The organism is Aeromonas sp. 604443 (assembly GCF_049170315.1).
Classification (GTDB): Bacteria; Pseudomonadota; Gammaproteobacteria; order Enterobacterales; family Aeromonadaceae; genus Aeromonas; species Aeromonas veronii_A.
The window spans coordinates 14,295-38,305 of the sequence record NZ_JAAKMI010000020.1; the positions used below are offsets into that span (position 1 = coordinate 14,295).

26 protein-coding genes are annotated in these 24,011 nt (G+C 59.8%); 20 read left to right on the plus strand and 6 right to left on the minus strand.

The genetic code is table 11. From position 1 onward, the window contains the following. Positions 1-33 precede the first annotated feature (33 nt). From G5380_RS19445 to G5380_RS19470, 6 genes are all read left to right on the plus strand, one after another. On the plus strand, positions 34-963 hold the full coding sequence (locus G5380_RS19445; protein ID WP_421353035.1) for an ROK family protein: 930 nt from the start codon (positions 34-36) through the stop codon (positions 961-963). Between the two features lie 60 nt (positions 964-1,023). Further along, a complete protein-coding gene (gene epd, locus G5380_RS19450; RefSeq protein ID WP_421353036.1) occupies positions 1,024-2,034 on the plus strand; it encodes an erythrose-4-phosphate dehydrogenase in 1,011 nt (336 codons plus the stop codon). 61 nt (positions 2,035-2,095) lie between these two features. Further along, positions 2,096-3,259 (plus strand): phosphoglycerate kinase, encoded by a 1,164-nt coding sequence (locus G5380_RS19455; protein WP_005340965.1) that lies wholly within the window; start codon positions 2,096-2,098, stop codon positions 3,257-3,259. A gap of 115 nt (positions 3,260-3,374) precedes the next feature. Then, positions 3,375-4,454 (plus strand): class II fructose-bisphosphate aldolase, encoded by a 1,080-nt coding sequence (gene fbaA / locus G5380_RS19460; RefSeq protein ID WP_005340963.1) that lies wholly within the window; start codon positions 3,375-3,377, stop codon positions 4,452-4,454. A gap of 159 nt (positions 4,455-4,613) precedes the next feature. Beyond that, positions 4,614-5,918 (plus strand): NAD(P)/FAD-dependent oxidoreductase, encoded by a 1,305-nt coding sequence (locus G5380_RS19465; RefSeq protein WP_421210094.1) that lies wholly within the window; start codon positions 4,614-4,616, stop codon positions 5,916-5,918. A 216-nt stretch (positions 5,919-6,134) separates the two neighbouring features. Continuing rightward, on the plus strand, positions 6,135-6,725 hold the full coding sequence (locus G5380_RS19470) for a hypothetical protein (protein ID WP_266135361.1): 591 nt from the start codon (positions 6,135-6,137) through the stop codon (positions 6,723-6,725). Between the two features lie 55 nt (positions 6,726-6,780). Here the strand turns inward: G5380_RS19470 and G5380_RS19475 are convergent, their stop codons facing one another. The 3 genes from G5380_RS19475 to cutA all read right to left on the minus strand — a co-directional run bounded on the left by G5380_RS19475 (position 6,781) and on the right by cutA (position 9,430). After that, the gene (locus G5380_RS19475; RefSeq protein ID WP_139733337.1) at positions 6,781-7,194 is read right to left on the minus strand and encodes a hypothetical protein; all 414 of its coding nucleotides are present in this window, start codon (positions 7,192-7,194) and stop codon (positions 6,781-6,783) included. Between the two features lie 131 nt (positions 7,195-7,325). Then, the gene (locus tag G5380_RS19480) at positions 7,326-9,116 is read right to left on the minus strand and encodes a protein-disulfide reductase DsbD (RefSeq protein ID WP_421353037.1); all 1,791 of its coding nucleotides are present in this window, start codon (positions 9,114-9,116) and stop codon (positions 7,326-7,328) included. Then, a complete protein-coding gene (gene cutA, locus G5380_RS19485) occupies positions 9,113-9,430 on the minus strand; it encodes a divalent-cation tolerance protein CutA (RefSeq protein ID WP_421353038.1) in 318 nt (105 codons plus the stop codon). The genes G5380_RS19480 and cutA overlap by 4 nt, the downstream gene beginning before the upstream one ends. 244 nt (positions 9,431-9,674) lie before the next feature. On the opposite strand from cutA, the gene G5380_RS19490 reads away from it, so the two are divergent. Next, the gene (locus G5380_RS19490) at positions 9,675-10,055 is read left to right on the plus strand and encodes a hypothetical protein (RefSeq protein ID WP_421353039.1); all 381 of its coding nucleotides are present in this window, start codon (positions 9,675-9,677) and stop codon (positions 10,053-10,055) included. A 162-nt stretch (positions 10,056-10,217) separates the two neighbouring features. Here G5380_RS19490 and G5380_RS19495 read toward each other — a convergent pair whose 3' ends face one another. Beyond that, entirely contained in the window at positions 10,218-10,664 is a 447-nt protein-coding gene (locus G5380_RS19495; RefSeq protein WP_005335423.1) for a PACE efflux transporter, read from the minus strand. Between the two features lie 125 nt (positions 10,665-10,789). Here G5380_RS19495 and G5380_RS19500 point away from each other — a divergent pair, with 125 nt between their 5' ends. After that, positions 10,790-11,671 (plus strand): LysR family transcriptional regulator, encoded by an 882-nt coding sequence (locus G5380_RS19500; protein ID WP_421328836.1) that lies wholly within the window; start codon positions 10,790-10,792, stop codon positions 11,669-11,671. Between the two features lie 6 nt (positions 11,672-11,677). Here the strand turns inward: G5380_RS19500 and ygfZ are convergent, their stop codons facing one another. After that, entirely contained in the window at positions 11,678-12,586 is a 909-nt protein-coding gene (gene ygfZ / locus G5380_RS19505) for a tRNA-modifying protein YgfZ (RefSeq protein ID WP_421353040.1), read from the minus strand. Between the two features lie 111 nt (positions 12,587-12,697). Here ygfZ and G5380_RS19510 point away from each other — a divergent pair, with 111 nt between their 5' ends. Further along, positions 12,698-12,967 carry a succinate dehydrogenase assembly factor 2 gene (locus G5380_RS19510; protein ID WP_005335417.1) on the plus strand — a complete coding sequence of 90 codons (270 nt, stop codon included), beginning with the start codon at positions 12,698-12,700 and terminating at the stop codon, positions 12,965-12,967. A gap of 19 nt (positions 12,968-12,986) precedes the next feature. Further along, positions 12,987-13,379, plus strand: coding sequence for a protein YgfX (locus tag G5380_RS19515; protein WP_421210107.1), 393 nt, complete (start codon positions 12,987-12,989; stop codon positions 13,377-13,379). Between the two features lie 133 nt (positions 13,380-13,512). Here the strand turns inward: G5380_RS19515 and nadB are convergent, their stop codons facing one another. Beyond that, the gene (nadB, locus tag G5380_RS19520) at positions 13,513-15,120 is read right to left on the minus strand and encodes an L-aspartate oxidase (RefSeq protein ID WP_005335413.1); all 1,608 of its coding nucleotides are present in this window, start codon (positions 15,118-15,120) and stop codon (positions 13,513-13,515) included. Between the two features lie 182 nt (positions 15,121-15,302). Between nadB and rpoE the strand changes: the two genes are divergently transcribed. From rpoE to pdxJ, 10 genes are all read left to right on the plus strand, one after another. Further along, on the plus strand, positions 15,303-15,884 hold the full coding sequence (rpoE, locus tag G5380_RS19525) for an RNA polymerase sigma factor RpoE (protein ID WP_042062096.1): 582 nt from the start codon (positions 15,303-15,305) through the stop codon (positions 15,882-15,884). Between the two features lie 22 nt (positions 15,885-15,906). Next, the gene (locus G5380_RS19530) at positions 15,907-16,509 is read left to right on the plus strand and encodes an RseA family anti-sigma factor (RefSeq protein WP_421205956.1); all 603 of its coding nucleotides are present in this window, start codon (positions 15,907-15,909) and stop codon (positions 16,507-16,509) included. Between the two features lie 21 nt (positions 16,510-16,530). Further along, positions 16,531-17,511 (plus strand): MucB/RseB C-terminal domain-containing protein, encoded by a 981-nt coding sequence (locus tag G5380_RS19535; protein WP_216980206.1) that lies wholly within the window; start codon positions 16,531-16,533, stop codon positions 17,509-17,511. Positions 17,512-17,611: 100 nt separating this feature from the next. Then, positions 17,612-18,073: a SoxR reducing system RseC family protein gene (locus G5380_RS19540; RefSeq protein WP_040068038.1), complete on the plus strand. Its 462-nt coding sequence runs from the start codon at positions 17,612-17,614 to the stop codon at positions 18,071-18,073. Between the two features lie 116 nt (positions 18,074-18,189). Next, positions 18,190-19,983 (plus strand): translation elongation factor 4, encoded by a 1,794-nt coding sequence (lepA, locus tag G5380_RS19545; protein WP_005335396.1) that lies wholly within the window; start codon positions 18,190-18,192, stop codon positions 19,981-19,983. A gap of 3 nt (positions 19,984-19,986) precedes the next feature. Continuing rightward, positions 19,987-20,910 (plus strand): signal peptidase I, encoded by a 924-nt coding sequence (gene lepB / locus G5380_RS19550; RefSeq protein WP_005335395.1) that lies wholly within the window; start codon positions 19,987-19,989, stop codon positions 20,908-20,910. After that, entirely contained in the window at positions 20,911-21,582 is a 672-nt protein-coding gene (gene rnc / locus G5380_RS19555; protein ID WP_005335394.1) for a ribonuclease III, read from the plus strand. It begins immediately after the preceding gene. After that, positions 21,579-22,478 carry a GTPase Era gene (gene era, locus G5380_RS19560; protein ID WP_005335393.1) on the plus strand — a complete coding sequence of 300 codons (900 nt, stop codon included), beginning with the start codon at positions 21,579-21,581 and terminating at the stop codon, positions 22,476-22,478. The genes rnc and era overlap by 4 nt, the downstream gene beginning before the upstream one ends. Continuing rightward, a complete protein-coding gene (gene recO, locus G5380_RS19565; RefSeq protein WP_421353041.1) occupies positions 22,479-23,225 on the plus strand; it encodes a DNA repair protein RecO in 747 nt (248 codons plus the stop codon). 47 nt (positions 23,226-23,272) lie between these two features. Then, entirely contained in the window at positions 23,273-24,010 is a 738-nt protein-coding gene (pdxJ, locus tag G5380_RS19570; protein WP_005335389.1) for a pyridoxine 5'-phosphate synthase, read from the plus strand. Position 24,011 lies beyond the last annotated feature (1 nt).

Here is a 24,011-nt window from a genome sequence, read left to right on the forward strand (position 1 = left end):
CGACGAGAATGTGGCGCCAGTGCAGGAGGCAAGATGAGCAGCAAGTCACTGGATTGGGGTATCGATCTTGGTGGTACCAAGTGCGAATGCGTGGTGCTGGATGGCGACGAGGTGCTGCTTCGCCATCGCATCCCCACCGAGCGGGCGGGCGGTTATGAGCATATGATCGGCCAGATCGCCAAGCTGGTGGCAGAGTGCGCCGAGAAGATTGGCCAGCGCCCGACCGTCATCGGCATGGGCACGCCGGGGGCGCGGGATCCGCAGACCGGCCTGATGAAGAACTGCAACACCACCGAGCTCAACGGCAAGCCGTTCAAGGAGGATCTGGAGCGCAAGCTGGGCGTGCCGGTGCTGATCGCCAACGACGCCAACTGCTTCGCGTTGGCAGAAACCCATCTGGGCGCGGTGCGCCAGCACCATCCCGATGCGAAAGTGGTGTTCGGCATCATCATGGGGACCGGGGTCGGCTCCGGCATCGTCATCAACGGCCGCATTCTCAACGGTCATCACGGCATCGCCGGTGAGTGGGGCCACAACGTGCTCTCTCCCGATGGCCCCGAGTGCTACTGCGGCAAGCACGGCTGCGTCGAGACCCTGATCAGCGGCCCGGCGCTGGAGGCCTGGTACGAGGCCAAGGCCAAGCGCCGCCTCTCGCTCGCCCAAATCGCGGCCGCCACGGCTCACGATCATGTGGCCAGGCTCACCATCGACCGGCTGCACCTGCTGTTTGGTCAGGCGCTGGCCAATGTAGTCAACATTCTCGACCCGGATGTTATTGTCATCGGTGGCGGGGTGGGCAATGTGCAGAGCCTTTACAGCGCCGGGCGACAGACAATTTTGCCCTTCCTCTTTAATCCCCGCTTCGCAACCCCCATTATTGCTCCAGCCCAGGGTGACAGTGCCGGGGTATTCGGGGCCGCACTGCTGGCCCGCGGTGAATTCAAGGAGGCCCTGCTGTCGTAGCCGGGGCTCTCGGGCGGCCGGTGCGCCGCCCTGTTGCTGGTTCAAGGAAACGGATTCTCGATGATCAAGATTGCCATCAATGGTTACGGGCGGATCGGTCGCAACGTGTTGCGAGCCCTCTATGAAAGCGGGCGCGACAAGACCATCAAGATCGTCGCCATCAACGAGCTGGCGGCCCCCGAGGCCATGGTGCACCTGACCCGTTACGATACCAGTCACGGTCGCTTCCACCATCCGGTGCAACTGGCGGGCAACAGCATGCTGGTGGGGGAGGATCTTATCTCCCTGTTTGCCGAGCGGGATCCGTCAAAGCTGCCGTGGCGGGCGCTGGGAGTCGATGTGGTGCTCGATTGCACCGGGGTATTCGGCTCGCGGGCCGATGCCGAGCTGCATCTGGCGGCGGGGGCGGGTAAGGTATTGTTCTCCCATCCGGCCGAAGCAGATGTGGATGCTACCATCGTCTACGGGGTCAATCATCAGGTGCTGACGGGGCGCGAGCGGATCGTCTCCAACGCCTCCTGTACCACCAACTGCGTGGTGCCGGTGATTGAAACATTGCATCGAGAATTCGAGATAAATTGTGGTACTATTACGACAATTCATTCGGCCATGCACGATCAGCAAGTCATCGATGCCTACCACAGTGACTTGCGCCGAACCCGCGCTGCCAGTCAGTCCATCATTCCGGTGGACACCAAGCTGGCAAAGGGGCTGGAGCGTATCCTGCCCCACTTCGCCGGCAAGTTCGAGGCGATCGCGGTGCGGGTGCCGACCATCAATGTAACAGCGATGGATCTCAGTATTACTGTTCGTAAAAAAGTGACAGTTAGTGACGTAAATCAAGCCCTGCAACGGGCATCCAGAGGTACATTACACGGTATTCTGGATTACACGGAAGAACCGCTGGTCTCCGTAGACTTCAATCATGATGCACACTCCTGCATCATTGATGGTACCCAGACCCGGGTGAGCGATGCCAACCTCGTCAAGATGTTGATGTGGTGCGATAACGAATGGGGCTTCGCAAACCGGATGCTGGATACCACCCGGGCCATGATGGCCGCAGGCTGAGCCTGCCCCGGGCGAAAGGTTACTGTTTTTAACATTACCTGGAAAATATAGAGGACTGAATATGTCTGTTATCAAGATGACTGACCTGGATCTGGCGGGTAAACGCGTTCTGATCCGTGCTGACCTGAACGTACCGGTAAAAGACGGCAAGGTCACCTCCGATGCACGTATCGTTGCGACTCTGCCGACCATCAAGCTGGCTCTGGAAAAGGGCGCCAAGCTGATGATCACCTCCCACCTGGGTCGTCCGACCGAGGGTGAATACAACGAAGAATTCTCCCTGGCTCCGGTTGTCAACTATCTGAAAGACGCTCTGTCCTGCCCGGTTCGCCTGGCCAAGGATTACCTGGATGGCGTAGAAGTCGCTGCCGGTGAGCTGGTTGTGCTGGAAAACTGCCGCTTCAACAAAGGCGAGAAGAAGAACACCGAAGAGCTGGCCAAAAAATACGCCGCCCTGTGTGATGTCTTTGTAATGGATGCGTTCGGTACTGCTCACCGCGCCGAAGGTTCCACCTACGGTGTTGCCCAGTTCGCTCCGGTCGCTTGTGCTGGTCCGCTGCTGGCGGGTGAACTGGAAGCCCTGGGCAAAGCCATGCTGAAGCCCGAGCGCCCGATGGTTGCCATCGTTGGCGGCTCCAAGGTCTCCACCAAGCTGACCGTTCTGGAATCCCTCTCCAAAATCGCTGACCAGCTGGTTGTCGGTGGTGGCATCGCCAACACCTTCATCGCTGCTGCCGGTCACAACGTCGGCAAGTCCCTGTGCGAGCACGACCTGATCGACACCGCCAAGAAACTGGCTGCCGAGACCAACATTCCTGTGACCACCGACGTGGTTGTAGGTGCCGAGTTCTCCGAGTCCACTCCGGCGACCATCAAGTCTGTTAACGATGTGACTGACGGCGACATGATCTTCGACATCGGCCCGGATTCTGCCAAGGCCCTGGCTGACATCATCATGAACGCCAAGACCATCCTGTGGAACGGCCCGGTTGGCGTGTTCGAGTTCGACCAGTTCGCTGAAGGCACCAAGGTTATCGCTGAAGCCATCGCTGCTTCTCCGGCCTTCTCCATCGCTGGCGGTGGTGACACCCTGGCTGCCATCGACAAGTTCGGCATCGCTGACAAAGTCTCCTACATCTCCACTGGCGGCGGCGCCTTCCTGGAGTTCGTAGAAGGCAAGGTTCTGCCGGCTGTTGCGATTCTGGAACAGCGCGCCAAAGCCTAATTGACCCGGAACGGGGGGCAAAAGCCTCCCGTTTCGTTTATCATGTGCCCGCTGTGCCGGTTCATGATGAACCCCCCATTTTTTATTAACGGCATACGAGACAGGACGATTAAACATGTCTAAGAAAATTTTCGACTTCGTAAAACCCGGCGTGATCACTGGTGATGACGTTCAGAAAGTGTTCGCCATCGCTAAAGAGAACGGCTTTGCTCTGCCGGCCGTAAACTGCGTTGGTACCGACTCCGTGAACGCCGTACTGGAAGCTGCTGCCAAGGTTAAAGCGCCGGTTATCGTTCAGTTCTCCAACGGTGGTGCCGTGTTCACCGCCGGTAAGGGTCTGAAGCTGGAAGGTCAGAAAGCTGCCATCCTGGGTGCCATCTCTGGTGCCAAGCACGTTCACGCTGTTGCCGAAGCCTACGGCGTGCCGGTAATCCTGCACACCGACCACGCTGCCAAGAAGCTGCTGCCGTGGATCGACGGTCTGCTGGAAGCGGGCGAGAAGCACTTTGCTGAAACCGGCAAGCCGCTGTTCTCCTCCCACATGCTGGATCTGTCCGAAGAGTCTCTGGAAGAGAACATCGACATCTGCTGCGAGTACCTGACCCGCATGGCCAAGATGAACATGACTCTGGAGCTGGAACTGGGTTGCACCGGTGGCGAAGAAGACGGTGTCGACAACAGCCACATGGATCAGTCCGCTCTGTACACCCAGCCGGAAGATGTTGCTTACGCTTACGAGCGTCTGTCCAAGATCAGCCCGCGTTTCACCATCGCTGCCTCCTTCGGTAACGTACACGGTGTATACAAGCCGGGTAACGTCAAGCTGACCCCGTCCATCCTGGACGCTTCCCAGAAGTACGTTTCCGAGAAGTTTGGCGTTCCAGCCAAGTCTCTGGACTTCGTATTCCACGGTGGTTCAGGTTCCACTCTTGAAGAGATCCGCGAGTCCATCTCCTACGGCGTAGTGAAGATGAACATCGACACCGACACCCAGTGGGCAACCTGGGAAGGTCTGCTGAACTTCTACAAGAAGAACGAAGCTTACCTGCAAGGCCAGCTGGGCAACCCGGAAGGCGCCGACAAGCCGAACAAGAAGTACTACGATCCGCGCGTATGGCTGCGTGAAGGTCAGACTTCCATGATCGCTCGTCTGGAGAAAGCATTCTCCGACCTGAACGCCATCGACGTACTGTAATTCGTTACAGCACCTTGATTGCATGAAAAGGCGCCCTTCAGGGCGCCTTTTGCATTTCTGTGATCCGCACCGGTTGGTGAGTGGAGGAGGAACTGGGTATTATCGAAACAACTTTGCTTATTTTATTAAACAATTTGCAACCAAGGCAGGATGCTGAGTATGCAGGCAGGAAAGCACAACGGATATCAGGAGCACGTCGCCTCCTACTACGCGGCGACCCGCAACGATCCACAGCAGTGGTCGGAACTCGAGGCCGAGCTGAAAGCGGATGTCTGCATTATCGGCGGCGGTTTTACTGGCCTCAACACCGCCATCAATCTGGTTGATGCGGGCTACAAGGTGGTGCTGCTGGAGGCCAACCGCATCGGCTGGGGCGCCTCCGGGCGCAACGGCGGTCAGCTTATTCGCGGTATCGGCCACGATACCAGCCAGTTTGCCCGCTGGATTGGTGAGGATGGGGTGCGCGAACTCGACCTGATGGGGCTGGAGGCGGTGCAGCTGGTGCGCGAGCGGGTCGAACGCTTCAACATCGAGTGCGATCTCACCTGGGGCTACTGCGACCTCGCGACCCGTCAGCGTCATCTGGCCGGTTTCGAAGAGGATCTCGCGCATCTGGCGAGCCTCGGCTATGAGCACGAACTCAAACTGGTGCCGCGGGAAGATATCCATAGCGTGGTGGGATCGGATCGCTATATCGGCGGCCTTATCGACATGGGCTCCGGCCACCTGCATCCTCTCAATCTTGCGCTCGGCGAGGCGCGCGCCGCAGCCAGCCTCGGGGTTTCCCTGTTTGAACACTCCCGGGTGACCCATATCGATTACGGCAAGCAGGTCGAGGTGACCACGGCTCATGGTCGGGTCACCTCTGACTATCTGGTGATCGGCTGCAACGCCTACCTCAACGACCTCAATCCGGAGCTGGGAGGGCGGGTGCTGCCCGCGGGCTCCTACATTCTCGCTACCGAGGTGCTGGATCGCCGCTTGCGCCAGCGCTTGCTGCCGCAAAACATGGCGGTGTGCGATCAGAACGTGGCCCTCGACTACTACCGCCTCTCCGCCGACGGTCGTCTGCTGTTCGGCGGGGCCTGTAACTACTCGGGAAGGGATCCCCGCGATATCAAGGCCTTCATGCTGCCCAAGATGCTGCGGGTCTTCCCCGAGCTGGCTGGTACCGCCATCGAGTTCCAGTGGGGCGGGATGATCGGGATCGGCGCCAACCGGCTGCCGCAGATTGGCCGTCTCAAGGAGCATCCCAATGTGCTCTATGCCCAGGCCTACTCGGGGCACGGTCTCAACGCCACCCATATGGCGGGCAAGCTGGTAGCCGAGGCGATCCGCGGCGAGAGCCGGGGTTTCGATCTCTTCGCCAGCGTGCCTCACATCACCTTCCCCGGTGGCCCGGCGCTGCGCTCTCCGCTGCTGGCACTGGGGATGCTGTGGCACCGGATGAAGGATATCTTCTGACTCCGATTATCAGCCTGCGTAGTGATGGTTGAACGAGGCACTCTTGCCAGCCCCTTGTTTATAGCGGGTTGGCACAATTATCTCGCCTGATAGACCAAAAGATGCATTCGCGCCAATCCCTGCTGGTTGGCGCTATCTTTTAGGTGTGAGCGTGATGCCGGGCCAGGCGAACAAGAGCGGGTTCGCTGGCCGAAAAAGATGTGAAGGAGGGCCAAGATGGAGATAAATGTGGTCGCGTCAGGCGGGCTCACCCCGCTGGCGCAACGGCAGGGATCTCCCGCTGCGCAGGCACAGGAGCGGGCTGTGACCTCACCATCAACGGGCAGTGACAGCCGTATGGTACGCGATCTTGGCGCCGTGCTGGATGAGCTCGGGCTGTCGCCGCAAGGGGAGGATAGCAGCGGGAGCCGCATCTCAATCAGAGATTCGCTGGAAGCGTTCATCAACACCATGATGGGCGCCCTGCAACAGCAGCAGGAACAACAGTTGGCATTGCAGCAACAACAGCGGCAAGAGCAGGAACAGCGCAAACTCGCCATCGCCGACAGCAGCGAAAATCCGCTCAAGCGGGATCTGGAGCGCCTGCTGGAGACGCTGGATCAACAGGGCGGGCAGGGAAAAGAGAGCGAACCAGGAGCCGAGATCGAAGCGGTGAACCCCTTGCAGAGCCAGCTGACCAAGCTGCTGGAGAGCAGCGGTGCGGCAGAGAGCGGGGTCACCCTCAAGGAGGTACTGTCAGGGTTGGCCAGCAAGCTGCCGAACGAACCTGCCGAGCGAAAAGGGTATCGGGTCGATACCCAGGTTTGAGCTGGTTGGCAACGGCAGCCCCGCCGTTGCAGAGACATGAGGGGCTTGTTGCCTTTTATTGCGCTGGTTCCGCCAGCCGCCAGCCCTGTTCGCTCTTCATCATCCACACCTCTGCCTCTTGCGGCAGCACCTGGCCCGCCTCGAACTCGCCATATTTACGCTCGAGCTCCATCAGACCCATCTCCTGCTGGAAGGGGCCAACCCGGTCGTAGACCAGATCCTCGTCGTGCAATACCTGCAACTGATCGAGCCCCTGCTTGAAGTGGAGCTGGTAACTCACCTTGACCAGATAGACCCCCTCCATCCGCTCCTCCTTGCCGAGGATGGTGAAGTCGCTGATATCGAACAGGTTGGCGTCTGTCTCGGCCAGCAGCTTGGCGGTAACTTGGCTCCGGATATCCTCTTCACCGGGCCCTGCACTGCAGCCATAAAGCCAGAGGGCTAGCAGGGGGATGAACCACTTTTTCATCAAAACTCCGGACGGGCGAGACAATCGAAGGGCAAATTCTGCCATGCTGCCGGTCATATACAAGGGATTGCCAGAAAAATCAGTGCGTAACGTATGAGGCGGCCCCTGCCTGTCGACAGGGGGGCCGTTGGTCAGCGTAGCTGATCAAGTTTGCCCAGAAACTCGGCAGGCCCCATAAAACCGGTGACCCGCAGGCCTGTCAGCTCCTTGCCCTCGCGGTCGAAGAAGATGAGGGTCGGCAGCCCCAGCACATTGAGGCCGTTGAGCAGCTCGATATCGGCATCGTCGTTGGCGGTAACATCCGCCTGCAGCAGCACCATCTGGCCGAAGCGCTCCCTCACCGTGGGATCGCTGAAGGTCTTGTGCTCGAACTCCTTGCAGGCGACGCACCAGTCGGCGTAGAGGTCGAGCAGCACCGGCTTGCCGCGAGCGGCGGCCAGCTGCACCTTGAGATCATCCAGCGTCTTGATGCGGATAAACTGAGGTGCCGTTTGACTGGCATCCGCCGTGATGGCAGCAGGGGGGGCCGGTTGCAGCAGATCCTTGCCCACTACCACGGCGCTGATCATCGCCAGCAACAGCACGAAACCGCGCACGCTTCTGGCCACCGAGTGGGGCTGGTGCTGGTTGTGGTGATAGAGATAACCGCACAGCAGCAGCCCCCAGCCGAGCCAGGCGAGGGTAGTAACTTGATCGCTCCAGAGCCGTGACAGCAGCAGGATGGGCACCGCCAGCAGGGCAAAACCAAACAGCTGCTTGATCACATCCATCCAGGCGCCCGCTTTGGGCAGCAGCTTGCCACCCGAGGTGCCGAGCAGCAGCAGCGGTAGCCCCATCCCCAGTGACAGCGCATAGAGCGCCGCCCCGCCGAGCCAGAGATCGCCGCTCTGGGCCACGTAGATCAGCGCCCCCGAGAGCGGCGCCGTGGTGCAGGGGGAGCAGACCAGCCCGGAGATCATTCCCATGATAGCGACCCCGACCACAGAGCCGCCCTGCTGGCGGTTGGAGAGACTGGAGAGCCGAGTTTGCAAACTGCTCGGCAGTTGCAGGGTATAGAGTCCGAACATGGAGAGGGCCAGCAGCACGAACATCACCGAGAGGCCGATCAGCACATAGGGGTGTTGCAGCGCCGCCTGGAATTTAAGACCTGCCGAGGCCACTACCAGCCCCAGCAGGGTGTAGGTGACCGCCATCCCCTGCACATAGACCATGGAGAGCAGGAAGGCGCGGCCGGTGGAGAGGCGATGGCCGGCACCGGCGATGATGCCGGTCAGGATTGGGTACATGGGGAATACGCAGGGGGTGAAGGCGAGCCCCAGCCCCAGCGCGAAGAAGGCGACGATGCTGAGCCAGAACCCCTGATTGCCGAGGGCGGCGGCGAGCTGATCCTGCTGGCTAACCGGTGCGACGCTTTGTGCCGTTTCAGCAGTGGACGCTGTGGTTGCCGTGACCAGCGGGGCCACATCGATCAGCTTGTCGGTCGGCGGGTAGCAGAGGCCGTCGGTACAGCCCTGATAGCGCACCCGCAGGGTGGCATTTTCCCCCACCTCCTTTAGCGGCACCGCGATGCTCACCTGCTGGTAGTAGACCCGGGTCTTGCCGAAGAAGTCATCCTCGTGCTCGGTGCCTTCCGGCAGGGTCGGCTCGCTGAAGGTGAGGTTGTTCCCCTTGAAACGCAGGCTGTGGCGATAGAGGTAGTAATCGTCGGCGATGTGGAGGGTCAGCAGCAGCTGATCGCCACGCTGTTCGCTCTCGATCTGAAAGGCCTCATCGACCTGCAAAAATTTGGGTTTGGCGTTGGCCTCAATGCCCAGCGAGCTGAGCAGATCGGCGCCGCTGGCGTGTGCTGGGGCGCTGCCCACTGTTGTCATCAACAGGGCACAGAGCAGCAACAGGGGAGAGAGCAAGCGGGTGAACGTCATGCGCTCTCCCCATTGAGCCAGTCGAGATAGGCGGGCAGTCCGGCACTTACCGGCAGGGCCAGCAGCTCGGGCACCTCATAGGGGTGATGGATTTGAATACATGCCAGCAGCTCGGCAAAGAGTGGCTGGCGGGATTTGATGATGAGCTGGATCTCGGTGGCGCGCTCCACCTTGCCTTGCCAACGATAGACGGAGGTAATGCCCGGCAGTTGATTGATGCAGGCGGCCAACTGCTGGTTCAGCAGCTGTTCGCAGAGAAGGTCGGCACTGGTTTGATCTGGGCAGGTGCAGAGCACCACAATGGCGTCGGTCATAAAGCGGATCTTCACCTCGTTGGGGTAAACCGGGCAGGCGCCCTTGCCGTCTCATCCCTTTCCGCGGATGAAGGTGAAAAAAGCGCCTGAAAATCAGCGGCTACTATACCCCAGAGCCACTTCAAATAGCATCTGTAGCCATTTGTGAGCCAGCGCCAAAAATTTGTGGGGGGCATGAGATAGACGCTGTCATGGGGACAGGGCAGAATGAGCGGGCTTGTTCCCAATTGACGTAAGGAAATGTATGACCCAACAGAATGAGCAGCAGAGAAACCGCATGTTGAGCCTGCTGCGCGAAGGTGAGCGCCGCATGTTGGTTCAATTGGCCGGGCTGCTGCGCACGACCGCCGATGAAATCAATGCCGAGCTGGAGAAAGAGGAGCTGATGGCCACCCTGGAGCAGCCCATCACGGTGGAGTATCTCAACGGCGTGGTGCAGCACCATCTGTTCGAGCGCAAACACAAGGGAGATATGGCGGTTGCCCAGCAGATCCTGAGCGATTATCAGAGCGAGCTGGAAGCGCTGCAGACCGCTCAGGCCCAGCCTGAAGAGGCTGTTGCAACTGACGAGAGCGGCGAAGAATTCAAGGCCCAGGCCCAGGCCCAGGCCCAGGCCCAGGCCTGAGCGACGGGCAGGCCTGAATCCTTACCTCTGAATCAGCCGGCCTGCCAGCGCTGATCCCTGTTGCGGCCCTATCATGTCTGCCATGGTGGGGCCGTGTCGTTTCTTCTGTTGCCTTCTCTTGTTGACCTTCGCTTCTCGGTTCCGGCCCAATCGATTTGCGCCTTAGCGCGCCTCTTGGGGCATGCCGTGCGGCACTTCGCGGGGGATGGGGAACACCTTGTCATAGCCCCAGTTGTAGACGAAGGCATAGATCAGGTAGAAGACGACGAAGCCCAGATCCAGCACCAGCGCCTCCAGCATGCTGACGCTCAGCCACCAGGACATGACCGGCAGCGCGACGATCAGCAGACCGCCCTCAAAGCCGAAGGTATGCAGCACCCGTTGCCACAGGGTCTTGTGGGTATGGCCCTGATATTTCAGCAGCAGCTTGTCGACCCCGATGTTGTAGATGTAGTTCCAGACGGTGGCCAGCACCGAGAAGAACAGTGCCAGCGGGCCCATATGGTTGAGCCCGACCCCGGTAACCCAGCTGGCCAGCGGGGCGGCAATCAGCAGGCCAATGAATTCAAAGCCAATGGCATGGCGCAGGCGATCGTTACGGGTACGCATAAGTCACTCTCTCAATCAGATTTATTCACGGATTGCTGGTTAATCTATAGATCTTTAGCGATAGATTCATGTTGGTATCCATCGCTAAAATAGATGGATGAGAGAGCTTGCCGGAGGGCCATAAGATGACGCCATCACTGGAACAACTGAGGATCTTGCTGGCGGCCGCCGAAACCGGCTCGTTTTCCGCTGCCGCCCGCAAGCTGGGCAAGGCGCAGTCGGTGGTGAGCAGCGCCATCGCCAATCTGGAGATCGATCTGGCGCTCACCCTGTTTGACCGCAGCGGCCGCTATCCGCAGCTGACGGAGGCGGGGGCCCGCATGGTGCAGGAGGCGGGGATCCTGCTGGCGCAGAGTGAACGATTGCAATCCATTGCCGGGGAGCTGGCGGCCGGGGTGGAGACGCGGCTCACTCTGGCCATCGATGATGACTCCCACCTACCCTGGCTCGGCACCCTGCTGGAGGAGTTCGCCACTCGTTACCCGACCGTGGAGCTGGAGCTGCTCTTCCCGCTGATGGAAGATGTGACCGAGATGCTGGTGACAGGTCGGGCCCAGCTCGGCATCAGTTATCAGAAGGTGCATCCCCAGCGGGAGATTATCGCCCATTCGCTGGGGGAGGTGACCATGCCGCTGGTGGTGTCACCGGATCATCCGCTGGCCCGCAAGCAGCCGCTGCGGGAGGTCGATCTGCAGGGGGCACGTCAGCTGATGGTGACCGGCCGACGTGAAGGGAGCGAGCGCCAGCGTTTTCGCATCTCGGCTCAGGTGTGGTGGGTCGAGGGGGATCTCGGGGTGCTGGAGCTGGTCAAGCGGGGCCTTGGCTGGTCCGCCATCCCGGAATTTCTGCTGCATCAGCCGCTGGCTCGCGGCGAAGTGGTGGTGCTGGAGCCGGACTTTATCGCCAGCCACGCGCTGGCGCTGGAGTTGCAGTGGCATCGCGCCCGCCCGCTGGGGCAGGCGGGGCGCTGGCTGAAGGAGGCACTGCTGGCGCGGGTGCCTCGCTAGCCGACCTTACTCGGTCAGGGCGTAAGGCAAGGGTTGCAGGGTGAGGCGGGAGCCTTCGTCCTGCTTGAGGCGGAATTGGGCGTCAGCCTCGGTATCTTTTGGTAGCACGGCGGTGAGCCACACCTGCCCGGCCTGTTGCCAGGCGTTGAGCACCATGCCGCTGCGACGCCAGTTGTCACCCAGTTGCAGCTCCAGGGTATCGCCGCTGGCAACTGGCTCGCCGGTAGTCCCCGCCAGCAGGAACAGGGCGCGGTTGTTGGCGCCGCGATACTTGGCGCGGGCCACCGTCTCCTGCCCCATGTAGCAGCCCTTATTGAAGCTGATACCGTCCAGCGCCTGCAGGTTGAGCATCTGCGGGATGAACTCCCCCTGATGCACCGCTTCCATATGTGGCAGGCCCGCCTTGATCTCGAGCCCCCACCAGAGTGACTCGTCACCTTGCGGCAGGGTGTCGGCTTGCTGATTGCTCACCAGCAGCCAGCGATCCTGCTCAATCTTCACCGCCATGCCGCCATCGATCAGACCGCTCTGCTCAAGGCCAAACTGCGCGGCGATCCAGCCATCGCTGCCCGTACCGGCGATCCCGGTAGCGTGACGCTCATCGGCGGTGATCTCGACCTTGGAGAAGACGGCAAATTTCTTCAGCTCCGGCAACTGACGTTCCAGCACCGAGGGGCTGGTCAGCAGCAGCAGGCTGTCGTCGAGGCAGAGCAGGCGGAAATTGCTCCACAGCTTGCCCTTGGGATCACAGTGGCCACCCTGGGTCTGTTGCCCCGGTTGCAGGGCGTTGACATCACAGGTGACCTGACCTTGCAGATATTTGGCTCGATCCTGGCCGCTGATACGGGTGATGGCCAGCTTGGTCAGGGAGAAGCGGGTCGGCTCGGCAGGAAAAACAGGTGGTTGCAGGCTCACGATGGTATTCCAGAGAGAAAGTATGTGAGCTGCATGGTAAAGACGTAACTAATGTTTGTCAGCCGGAAAATCCAGCTGGTACCATCCCCCGGTCTTTGTAAGGAGAGTGCCATGTTGAGCCCAGTTGAAAAATCCCGCCTGAAGTGGGCCTGCCGTCGCGGTATGCTCGAGCTGGATGTGATCTTTATGCCCTTTTTCGAACACGAGTTCGACTCCCTGAGCGAAGCCGATCAGCAGACCTTTATCCGCCTGCTGGCGAGCGACGATCCGGATCTGTTCAAATGGTGCATGGGTCATGGTGTCCCTGCCGATCCCGCATTTGCCGCCATGATCCCGATGATCCTGGAGCGCAATCAGGCGCGCCACGACCGCCAGGGGTAATACTGTGGAGCGGGTGATCATGACGGTTCACCCCTCCCGCCATCAGCAATGTTTGCTGGTGGCCCTCTTTTTGTTGCTGCTCTGGCCGGTGGCTGGCCTGATTGGCGGTTGGCAGTGGGCACTGTTGCTGCCCGTCTGGTTGGTGTCGCTCTGGCTGAGCTGGCGGGTGCTCGCCGCGCCCCCGTTCGAGCTTGTCTGGGATGGTCAGTGGCTACAGTGGCAAGGTTGCCGCTATCAGCTCGGCAAGAAAAGCCGCATTTTGCCCGGCGTGCTCAGGCTGGCGCTTTGTCCCGAGCCGGAAGGCTCTGAATCGGCGTCGCCACGGCAACTGTGGCTCTTCTCCGACGCCCTTCCCCCCGAACATTACCGCCTGCTGGCGCGAGCCATCCACTTTCTGCCATCTCGGCGCTGACGCCTGCTTTCCGTGATGACCATGCGCTGATTTAGCGCGATAAGCTGTTGCCATGTGGCTGAAAAGCGGTTGAAAACAAGTGACCCCGCCGGGGCGGGGTCACTGATTGCTGCAATGCTTGGCGGGAAGGGGATTAATCCCGCTCCGGGGTCAGTACGGTTGGCTTGGAGTCCGGCAGCATATCCGGATGATCCAGGTTGTAGTGCAGGCCGCGAGACTCTTTGCGCTGCAGGGCGCAGTTGACGATAAGCTCGGCCACCTGCAGCAGGTTGCGCAGCTCCAGCAGGTTGTTGGAGACACGGAAGTTGGCGTAGTACTCCTGCACCTCCTGCTTGAGCAGGTCGATGCGGCGCTTGGCGCGGGCCAGGCGTTTGTTGGTACGCACTATCCCCACGTAGTCCCACATCATCAACCGCAGTTCGTGCCAGTTGTGCTGGATCACCACCAGTTCGTCGGAATCTTCCACCTTGCTCTCGTCCCATACCGGCAGGCGCGGCGGCTCCACGCTCATCGGCAGCTTGGCCAGAATATCGGCCCCTGCCTGATGGGCATAGACCACGCATTCCAGCAGGGAGTTGGAGGCCATGCGGTTGGCGCCGTGCAGACCGGTGTAGGTCACTTCGCCGATGGCATAGAGGCCGGGGATATCGGTCTGGCCGTTGTTGTCGATCATCACGCCGCCACAGGTGTAGTGGGCGGCCGGCACGATGGGCATCGGCTCCTTGGTGATGTCGATGCCGACCGCGAGGCAGCGCTCATAAATGGTCGGGAAGTGCTTGATGATGAAATCGGCCGGTTTGTGGCTGATATCCAGATACATGCAATCCGCCCCGAGCCGCTTCATTTCGTGGTCGATGGCGCGGGCGACGATATCGCGCGGTGCCAGCTCGGCCCGCTCGTCAAACTCCGGCATAAAGCGGCTGCCGTCCGGGCGGCGCAGATAGGCCCCCTCGCCACGCAGCGCTTCGGTCAGCAGGAAGTTGGGGTCGTCCGGGTGGAACAGACTGGTGGGGTGGAACTGGTTGAACTCCAGGTTCGCCACCCGGCAGCCGGCCCGCCATGCCATGGCGATACCATCACCAGAGCTCACATCCGGGTTGGAGGTGTACTGGTAGACCTTGGAAGCACCACCGGTGGCCAGCGCCACGAAACGGGCGCGGATCACCTCGACCTGCTCGGCGTTGCGGTTCCAGACGTAGGCGCCCAGCACCTTGTTGCCCGGCAGGTTGAGCTTGCGGGTGGTGATGAGGTCGACCGCGTTGAAGCGCTCCATCAACTGGATATTGGGGTGAGCGCGCACCTGATCGATCAGGGTCAGTTGCACCGCCTTGCCAGTGGCATCCGCCGCGTGGAAGATGCGGCGATGGCTGTGGCCCCCTTCCCGGGTGAGGTGGTACTGGGATTCGCCGTCGGCGTTCTCCTCCTGATCGAAGGGGACCCCTTGCTGAATGAGCCACTGGATGGATTCGCGGGCGTGGCGAGCGGTGAACTCCACCACTGCCGGGTCACACAACCCGGCGCCCGCGTTGAGCGTGTCGCTCACGTGAGATTCGATGCTGTCGGTTTCGTCGAAAACGGCAGCGATGCCTCCTTGCGCATAGAAAGTGGCCCCTTCACTGATGGGCCCCTTGCTCAGAACCAAGACTTTGGCGTGGTCTGCCAATCGCAACGCGAGGGACAAACCAGCGGCACCGCTGCCAATGATCAGTACATCGCAAAGGTATTCAACACTTGCTTTCATAAGTATCATTGGCCTGGATTAAGAACTGGCACCATGGTAGCCCAAGCGAGGGCGAGGATGCAGCTTGCATCACATTTTTTTCAATTGAAGCGAACTTTCTCTGATTCTCCCTGTCTGAACTTGTGCGCTTAGGAAGGGCCGGAAAAGAAAAACGATAACCTGATGGGGGTTTTACGGCTCTGATGAGCGACCAGAATCTACTGGACGAACAACTGGTTGAACGGGTCCAGCGCGGCGATAAAGCAGCTTTCAACCTGTTGGTAAAAAAATACCAGCAAAAGGTGGTCAACCTGGTTGCCAGGTATGTCAACAATCCCGGCGATGTGCCCGATGTGGCGCAAGAGGCCTTTATAAAAGCCTACCGTGCATTGCCGACATTCCGTGGCGAAAGTGCTTTTTACACCTGGTTGTACCGAATTGCCGTGAACACGGCGAAGAACTATCTGACCTCCCAGGGGCGTAGGCCCCCGAGCAGTGATGTGGAGGCTGACGAAGCGGAGTCTTATGGCGGCGGTGAAGCCTTGCAAGAGGTCTCAACCCCCGAAAACCTGGCGCTGACTGACGAGATCAAACGCACCGTGTTTTCAGCCATAGAGGCATTGCCGGAAGACCTGAGGACAGCTATCACCCTCCGCGAACTGGAAGGGCTGAGCTACGAAGAGATTGCCGAAATCATGGATTGCCCTGTGGGTACGGTCAGATCCCGTATCTTCCGGGCGAGGGAAGCAATCGATAAAAAGCTGCAACCTCTGATCGAGAATTAACTGGGGAAAGACGGGTTAACTTATGGCAAATAAAGAGCAAATCTCTGCCCTGATGGATGGTGAGCTGAGTGACGCAGAGGTACTGAACGAGCTGGAGATGGACTCCGACTTGCAAGATACTTGGGGTCGTTACCACCTGATCGGCGATGCCATGCGGGGTGACCTGCCGGTCAATCTGCAACTGGATCTCAGTGACAGCATCATGACTGCGCTGGAGGATGAGCCCACCATACTGGCACCCAAGCCGGTCGAGACGGCTCCCGTACTGCAACCTGTCGTTGCACCTGTCAAGACAGATTCCAATGTGGTTCCGTTGTTCCGCCGTGTCGGTCAGCAACTGGGGCAATACGCCATTGCCGCCTCCGTGGCCGCCGCTGTTATCTTCGGAGTGCAGCATTATCAGGGACAGGATGGCGTTCCGGCCAATCCGGTGCTCAATACCATTCCAATCGGTGGCAGCGCGGCGCCTGTGAGCGTCCATTATCCGCAACAGGATGGTGCCCGTGCCCGTCAGCAAGGTCTGACCGAACAGCAGATGCAGGAACAGCGGGAGCGGATCAACGCCTTCCTGCGTGACCACCAGTTGCAACAACGCCTGTTGCAAGACAGGCAGAACCAACAATAACGAGTCGTCAGGGATATCAACGTGCGCCAGTACAGCCGTATTTTACTGGCCTCTCTCCTGCTGATCAGTGCCAAGGCCTCGGCCGACGATAAGTCGGCCGAGGCCTTGTTGCAGCAGATGCAGAGTGCCGTGCAGCAACAGAACTTCGAATTGTCCATGGTCAAGGCCCGTCAGGGACGTCTTGAACCGATCCGCATCAGCCATGCCGTGATCGATGGCAAGGAGGTAGCCCATCTCAGCTATCTCGATGGCAAGGCGATCGAGTATCTCCAGCGTCAGAATGAATACACTTTTTTTGAAAACAGCCATGATCCCTACACCCTGAAGGATGCCCGCTTTCCCGGTATCTGGTCGACCCTGGTGAAGATGCCGTTGGCACAGGTGCTGGAGAGTTATGATCCTGTGCTTGCTGGCCGTAGCCGGGTGGCCGGCGAGGTCGCTCAAGTCGTCAGGTTGGTTCCCAAGGAAGCTGACAAATATGGCTTTGTGCTCTGGATTGACGAACGTAGTCACCTGTTGCTGCGAGTCGACATGGTGGAGCGGGAGGGCAATCTGGTGGAGCAGATGCTGGGGGTGGATCTGCAATTGCAACAAAAACCGTCCCCATGGCTGGTAAAGCTGGCCAACAGCAAGCAGCCCTCGGCGCTGGCGCTGGAGGATGCCTATCCGGCGCCGCAACAGCAGTTGAACTGGCAGATCACCTGGTTGCCCGATGGCTTCAAGGTGCTGTCGCAAGACCGGCACCAGCTGGTGACCACCAGTGTACCGGTGGATTACATGATGCTCTCCGATGGCCTGGTGGATCTCTCGGTCTACGTCTCTCGGGTCGATCCCAAGCAGGCGGTGCGCCAGCAGCTGATCCGCCAGGGGGCGACCTCGCTGGTGAGCTACGTCAACGAGGTGGGGGTCGAGATCACCGTGGTTGGGGAAGTGCCTGCCGAGACAGCCAAACGCATCGCCGAGTCGGTGCAGCCGCTGGCTCGCAACGAAGCGGTGCAGTGAGTCCATGTTCTGGGTTCACAGTAGTGTGCGGCTTGCCGTTGGCTGTGAGTCGTGTTCAGATCCTGCCATTGCATGAGCACGAGGTGTTGCCGTGAATGAGATGAGTGAAGAGCTGGCGACCGTGGTGGCCATTGAGGGTGACCATGCCTGGGTGGAGTGCGAGCGTCGCTCCGCCTGTAGTGGTTGTCAGCAGCAGTCCAACTGCGGTACCGGCACCGTGGCCAAGGCATTTCCCCTGAAAGCTCCCCGCTTGCGGGTCAGGCTCACCGCCGAGGTGCGGGTTGGCCAGCAAGTGAGGCTCGGTATCCCGCAAGAGAGTCTGCTGCGCGGGGCGGCGCTGGTCTATGTGTTGCCGCTGTTTTGCCTGCTTGCTGGCGCCTTGCTGGGGCAGCTCTGGCTGGCACCGCTGCTCTCGGGGGGGGAGGGGATCACCATTCTCTGCTGCCTGCTTGGGGGCGTGCTGGGCTTTTTACTGGTTCGTTACTTTTCCAACCGCCTGGATCAGGGGCGCTACGGCCCGCAGATGCTCGGCGTGGTCGTCCCTGTCCGCATCCTCCCCTGACTGAACAGGCGCTATTTCACTGGCGCTGGCGACTAAAGAATGGCCGTCAGCCGGGTTATCCAGTAAAATCGCGCCTCCATAACTGACCTTAACTAATTTTGAGTGACTCTTGCTCGATGAAACACATTCGTAACTTTTCGATTATTGCGCACATCGACCACGGTAAATCGACCCTGTCGGACCGTCTGATCCAGACTTGCGGTGGCTTGTCCGACCGCGAGATGCAGGCTCAGGTGCTTGACTCCATGGATCTGGAGCGCGAGCGCGGCATTACCATCAAAGCACAGAGTGTGACCCTGAACTACCAGGCACAAGACGGTAACACCTACCAGCTGAACTTTATCGACACCCCGGGCCACGTGGATTTCTCCTACGAGGTCTCCCGCTCTTTGGCGGCCTGTGAAGGGGCGCTGCTGGTGGTGGATGCCGGCCAGGGGGTTGAGGCACAGACTCTGGCCAACTGCTATACCGCCATGGAAATGGATCTGGAAGTGGTGCCGGTGCTGAACAAGATTGACCTGCCGGCTGCAGAACCCGAGCGGGTTGCCGAGGAGATCGAAGACATCGTCGGTATCGACGCGGTCGATGCGGTGCGCTGCTCCGCCAAGACCGGCCTGGGTGTTGACCTAGTGCTGGAAGAGATCGTCGCCAAGATCCCGGCGCCGGAAGGTGACCCGGATGCCCCGCTGCAGGCGCTGATCATCGACTCCTGGTTCGACTCCTATCTGGGCGTTGTCTCTTTGGTGCGGATCAAGAACGGTTCCCTGAAGAAGAACGACAAGATCAAGGTGATGAGCACCGGTCAGGTGTGGGGTGTCGATCGTATCGGTATCTTCACGCCCAAGCAGGTGGATACCCAGGGGCTGGGCTGTGGCGAGGTAGGTTGGGTTGTCTGCGGTATCAAGGACATCCACGGCGCGCCGGTGGGCGATACCCTGACTCAGGCCAAGAATGGTGCCGACAAGGCGCTGGCTGGCTTCAAGAAGGTGAAGCCGCAGGTTTATGCGGGTCTGTTCCCCATCTCCAGCGATGACTACGAGTCGTTCCGTGACGCCCTCGACAAGCTCTCCCTGAACGATGCCTCCCTGTTCTTCGAACCGGAGAGCTCCACTGCGCTGGGCTTCGGCTTCCGTTGTGGCTTCCTCGGCATGCTGCACATGGAGATCATTCAGGAGCGTCTGGAGCGTGAATACGATCTGGATCTGATCACCACGGCGCCGACCGTAGTCTACGAGATCGAGCTGACCGACGGCTCCACCATCCATATCGACAGCCCGGCCCAGATGCCTGCCATCACCAGCATCAAGGAGATGCGCGAGCCGATCGCCGAGTGTCATATCCTGCTGCCGCAGGAGTACATGGGCAACGTGATCACCCTCTGTATCGAGAAGCGTGGCGTGCAGACCAACATGGTCTATCACGGCAAACAGGTGGCACTGACCTATGAAATCCCGATGGCGGAAGTGGTGCTCGACTTCTTCGACCGTCTGAAGTCCACCAGTCGCGGTTACGCCTCGCTGGACTACGGCTTCAAGCGTTTCGAAACCTCCGACATGGTCCGTCTGGACATCATGATCAACGGTGAGCGCGTCGATGCCCTGGCCATCATCACTCACAAGGACAACGCCCAGTATCGCGGTCGTCAGGTGGTGGAGAAGATGCGCGAGCTGATCCCTCGCCAGATGTTCGATATCGCCATTCAGGCGGCCATCGGCAACCAGATCATCGCTCGCAGCACTGTCAAGGCGCTGCGTAAAGACGTAACCGCCAAGTGCTACGGTGGTGACGTGAGTCGTAAGAAGAAACTGCTGAACAAGCAGAAAGAAGGTAAGAAGCGGATGAAGTCCCTCGGCCGTGTCGACGTGCCGCAGGAAGCCTTCCTCGCGATTCTCCACGTCGGAAAGGATTAATAGATGGCAAGCACGTTTTCCCTGATCCTGGTGGTGGTCTGCGCGATCACCGGTGTTATATGGTGTCTGGACAAGATGATTTGGTCCAAGCAGCGCGCCGCCAAGATTGCCGTGGCTCGTGCCCATGGCGGTGCCCACCTGGATGAGAAGACCCTGGCCAAGGTCGCCCCTGTGCCGGTCTGGATTGAACAGACCGCCGGGGTCTTCCCGGTCATCACCTTTGTGCTGATCCTGCGTTCGTTCATTTTTGAACCGTTCCAGATCCCGTCAGGTTCCATGATGCCCACCCTGCTGGTGGGCGACTTCATCCTGGTGGAAAAATTTGCCTATGGTCTGCGGGACCCGGTGACCAACACCAAGTTCCTCGAGACTGGCGAGCCCAAGCGTGGCGACGTGGTGGTGTTCAAGTATCCCCTTGAACCGCGCGTTGACTACATCAAGCGGGTGGTCGGTATGCCGGGTGATCGGGTTATCTATCGCAACAAGGAGCTGATGATTCGGCCCAAGTGCGAGGAGCAGGAAGGGAAAACGTGCCCGGGCTTCAAGAAGCTCGACGTCAAGTTTGAACAAAGAGGCGAATTTACCCAGATGGGGATCCCCCTTGACCGCTATACCGAGCAGTTGGGTGATGTCTCCCACGAGACCCTGCGCAATCCGCTGATGCCCGACATGGTTGGCCGTTACTATCGCCAGCCCGGCACCTACCCCGACGAGTGGGTGGTACCGGAAGGCCAGTATTTCGTGATGGGCGACAACCGCGACAACAGCACCGACAGCCGCTTCTGGGGCTTTGTGCCCGAGCAGAATCTGGTCGGCAAGGCGGTCGCTATCTGGATAAGTTTTGAATTCGAGCGCGAAGAAGGCTCCCTGCTGCCAAGTTGGGTACCGACAGGTGTGCGCTTCAACCGCATTGGCGGAATCAAGTAAATGAATATCAAGATGAACAGACTGCAGTCCCGTCTCGGGCATGTCTTTGCGGATCTGGAACTGCTGACCCGGGCGCTGACTCACCGCAGCGCCGGTTCCCGTCACAATGAACGACTGGAATTTCTGGGTGACTCGATTTTGAGTCTGGTGATTGCCGACGATCTCTTCCACCGCTTCCCGCAAGCGGCGGAAGGGGATCTCAGCCGGATGCGCGCCACCCTGGTGCGTGAGAAGACCCTGGCCGAACTGGGCCGGGAGTTTGACCTTGGTGATCACCTGATCCTCGGCCCCGGCGAACTCAAGAGCGGCGGTTTTCGCCGCGAATCCATTCTGGCCGATACGGTCGAGGCGGTGATCGGTGCCGTCTATCTGGATACCAATCTTGAGACGGTGCGGACACTGCTGCTGAGCTGGTATGCCAGCCGCCTGGAAGAGATCAAGCCGGGCATCGAGCAGAAAGATCCCAAGACCCGTCTGCAAGAAATTTTGCAGGGAAGCCGCAAATCCCTGCCGACCTACACCGTGACCAACGTCAAGGGCGAGGCCCACAATCAGGAGTTCACTGTCCAGTGTGACGTGGAAGGTCTGGATGGTCCTCTCGTCGGGGTCGGCACCAGCCGTCGCAAGGCCGAACAGGCCGCGGCGCAGCAAGCATTGGAAAAACTGTCATGACAGATACTACCTACTGCGGCTTTGTCGCCATCGTGGGCCGCCCGAACGTGGGCAAGTCCACCCTGCTCAACAAGCTGCTTGGCCAGAAGGTCAGCATTACCTCGAAGAAACCCCAGACCACCCGTCACCGGATTTTGGGGATCGACACAGAGGATAACTACCAGACCATCTATGTAGATACCCCGGGTCTGCACATTGAAGAGAAACGGGCCATCAACCGCCTGATGAACCGTGCCGCCACCAGTTCGCTGGGGGATGTGGCCATGGTGGTGTTCATGGTCGACGGTACCCACTGGACCAAAGACGACGAGATGGTGCTGGGCAAGCTGCGCAATCTCAAGTGCCCGGTGGTGCTGGCGGTCAACAAGATTGACAACGTCAAAGAGAAAGAAGATCTGCTGCCCCACCTCGAGTGGCTGGGCCAACAGATGAACTTTGCCCATATTCTGCCCATCAGTGCCGAAAAGGGCACCAACGTGGAGAAGATCCGCGAGTGGGCCAAGGATCTGCTGCCGGAAAACGTCCACTTCTTCCCGGAAGATTACGTGACTGACCGCTCCTCCCGCTTTATGGCCTCCGAAATCATCCGCGAGAAGCTGATGCGCTTCACCGGCGAGGAGCTGCCCTACTCGGTGACGGTGGAGATCGAGCGCTTCAAGGTGGAAGAGAACGGTCTCTACCACATCCACGGCCTGATCCTGGTCGAGCGCGATGGCCAGAAGAAGATGGTCATCGGCAACAAGGGTGAGAAGATCAAGACCATCGGCACCGAGGCGCGCCTCGATATGGAGCGTCTGTTCCAGAACAAGGTGCACCTCGAGCTGTGGGTCAAGGTCAAGTCGGGCTGGGCTGATGATGAGCGCGCCCTGCGTAGCCTCGGGTATGGTGACGACTGATTGCTGACCCCGGCTTTCGTCATCCACAGTCGGCCCTATCGGGAGACCAGCCAGCTGGTCGAGGTCTTCACCCAGGATAGTGGCCGATTTACCCTGGTGGCTCGCGGTTCTCGCGGGCCACGCTCCCCTCTCAAGGGGCTGCTGCAACCCTTTACCCTGCTCACCATCGCTTGGCGCGGCAAGGGCGATCTCAAGAACCTCACCCAGGTCGAATGCCCGGATCACTCCCTGCGACTCGGCGGCGATCGCCTCTTCTACGGCCTCTATCTCAACGAGCTGGTCTACTACCTGCTGGAAGCGCACACCCCGTTCCCCGAAGTGTTCGATGCCTATGCCCGTGCCATCATGGCGCTGGCCGATGGCGAGACGCCGGAGCTGCCGCTGCGCCGCTTCGAGTTCCTGCTGTTGCAGGCGCTCGGCTATGCGGTGGATTTCGAATACACGGCGGACGACGAGTCGCCCATCGAGCCGACCTTGCTCTATGGCTTCGAGCGTGAATTGGGCTTTGTTGCTTGCGAGCGGGCGCCGGATCCCCGTACCCTGTTTCTCGGTGCCCACCTGCTCGCCTTTGCCGAGGGACGTTTCGATTCCCCTCCCTTGCTGCAGGCGGCCAAACGTTTCAGCCGACTGGCACTGCAACCCTATCTGGGCAAACGTCAGCTAAAGAGCCGGGAGCTGTTTTTAAAACGCAAAGCCAGTATGCAAGGCTGCACAGATTACAGACATACGGATATTGGCGCGGTGTGATTCGCTGACCGCGCAGTCAACAGATGAAGCCTTTCAAGGAGTTCTCAATGAGTGAAATCTATCTGGGTGTGAACATCGACCATATCGCGACTCTGCGCAACGCCCGTGGCACCCAGTATCCGGATCCGGTACAGGCCGCTTTTGTGGCAGAACAGGCAGGGGCCGATGGCATTACCGTGCATCTGCGTGAAGATCGCCGCCACATCACCGATCGCGATGTGGAGATCCTGCGCCAGACTATCCAGACCAGAATGAACCTGGAGATGGCGGTGACCGAAGAGATGATCGGCATCGCCTGCCGTATCAAGCCCCACTTCGTCTGTCTGGTGCCGGAGAAGCGCACCGAAGTGACCACCGAGGGCGGTCTGGACGTGGCCGGTCAGCTGGACAAGGTGACTGACGCCGTTGCCCGCCTCTCTGCTGTGGGTGCCCAGGTATCCCTCTTTATCGACGCCGATCCCATCCAGATCGATGCGGCTGCCGAGAGTGGCGCCCCCTTTATCGAGATCCATACCGGCCGTTACGCCGATGCCACCACCGATGCTGAGCGCAACGCCGAGTTCAAGCGTATCGCCGCCGGCGCCTCCTATGCCGCTGGCAAGGGCTTGAAGGTCAATGCCGGTCACGGCCTGCACTACCACAACGTCAAGGCCATCGCCGCCATCCCCGAGCTCTATGAGCTCAACATCGGCCACGCCATCATCGGCCGCGCCGCCTTCGATGGTTTGGCCAAAGCCGTGAGCGACATGCGCCTGCTGATGCAGGAAGCTCGTCAGGGGATCTGAT

Bases quoted from the DNA above. Each gene is read 5' to 3' on its own strand.
- G5380_RS19445 (WP_421353035.1), top strand. From the start codon at position 34: ATGAGCAGCAAGTCACTGGATTGGGGTATCGATCTTGGTGGTACCAAG.
- epd (WP_421353036.1), top strand. From the start codon at position 1,024: ATGATCAAGATTGCCATCAATGGTTACGGGCGGATCGGTCGCAACGTG.
- G5380_RS19455 (WP_005340965.1), top strand. From the start codon at position 2,096: ATGTCTGTTATCAAGATGACTGACCTGGATCTGGCGGGTAAACGCGTT.
- fbaA (WP_005340963.1), top strand. From the start codon at position 3,375: ATGTCTAAGAAAATTTTCGACTTCGTAAAACCCGGCGTGATCACTGGT.
- G5380_RS19465 (WP_421210094.1), top strand. From the start codon at position 4,614: ATGCAGGCAGGAAAGCACAACGGATATCAGGAGCACGTCGCCTCCTAC.
- G5380_RS19470 (WP_266135361.1), top strand. From the start codon at position 6,135: ATGGAGATAAATGTGGTCGCGTCAGGCGGGCTCACCCCGCTGGCGCAA.
- G5380_RS19475 (WP_139733337.1), bottom strand. From the start codon at position 7,194: ATGAAAAAGTGGTTCATCCCCCTGCTAGCCCTCTGGCTTTATGGCTGC.
- G5380_RS19480 (WP_421353037.1), bottom strand. From the start codon at position 9,116: ATGACGTTCACCCGCTTGCTCTCTCCCCTGTTGCTGCTCTGTGCCCTG.
- cutA (WP_421353038.1), bottom strand. From the start codon at position 9,430: ATGACCGACGCCATTGTGGTGCTCTGCACCTGCCCAGATCAAACCAGT.
- G5380_RS19490 (WP_421353039.1), top strand. From the start codon at position 9,675: ATGACCCAACAGAATGAGCAGCAGAGAAACCGCATGTTGAGCCTGCTG.
- G5380_RS19495 (WP_005335423.1), bottom strand. From the start codon at position 10,664: ATGCGTACCCGTAACGATCGCCTGCGCCATGCCATTGGCTTTGAATTC.
- G5380_RS19500 (WP_421328836.1), top strand. From the start codon at position 10,790: ATGACGCCATCACTGGAACAACTGAGGATCTTGCTGGCGGCCGCCGAA.
- G5380_RS19510 (WP_005335417.1), top strand. From the start codon at position 12,698: ATGTTGAGCCCAGTTGAAAAATCCCGCCTGAAGTGGGCCTGCCGTCGC.
- G5380_RS19515 (WP_421210107.1), top strand. From the start codon at position 12,987: ATGACGGTTCACCCCTCCCGCCATCAGCAATGTTTGCTGGTGGCCCTC.
- nadB (WP_005335413.1), bottom strand. From the start codon at position 15,120: ATGAAAGCAAGTGTTGAATACCTTTGCGATGTACTGATCATTGGCAGC.
- rpoE (WP_042062096.1), top strand. From the start codon at position 15,303: ATGAGCGACCAGAATCTACTGGACGAACAACTGGTTGAACGGGTCCAG.
- G5380_RS19530 (WP_421205956.1), top strand. From the start codon at position 15,907: ATGGCAAATAAAGAGCAAATCTCTGCCCTGATGGATGGTGAGCTGAGT.
- G5380_RS19540 (WP_040068038.1), top strand. From the start codon at position 17,612: ATGAGTGAAGAGCTGGCGACCGTGGTGGCCATTGAGGGTGACCATGCC.
- lepA (WP_005335396.1), top strand. From the start codon at position 18,190: ATGAAACACATTCGTAACTTTTCGATTATTGCGCACATCGACCACGGT.
- lepB (WP_005335395.1), top strand. From the start codon at position 19,987: ATGGCAAGCACGTTTTCCCTGATCCTGGTGGTGGTCTGCGCGATCACC.
- rnc (WP_005335394.1), top strand. From the start codon at position 20,911: ATGAATATCAAGATGAACAGACTGCAGTCCCGTCTCGGGCATGTCTTT.
- era (WP_005335393.1), top strand. From the start codon at position 21,579: ATGACAGATACTACCTACTGCGGCTTTGTCGCCATCGTGGGCCGCCCG.
- pdxJ (WP_005335389.1), top strand. From the start codon at position 23,273: ATGAGTGAAATCTATCTGGGTGTGAACATCGACCATATCGCGACTCTG.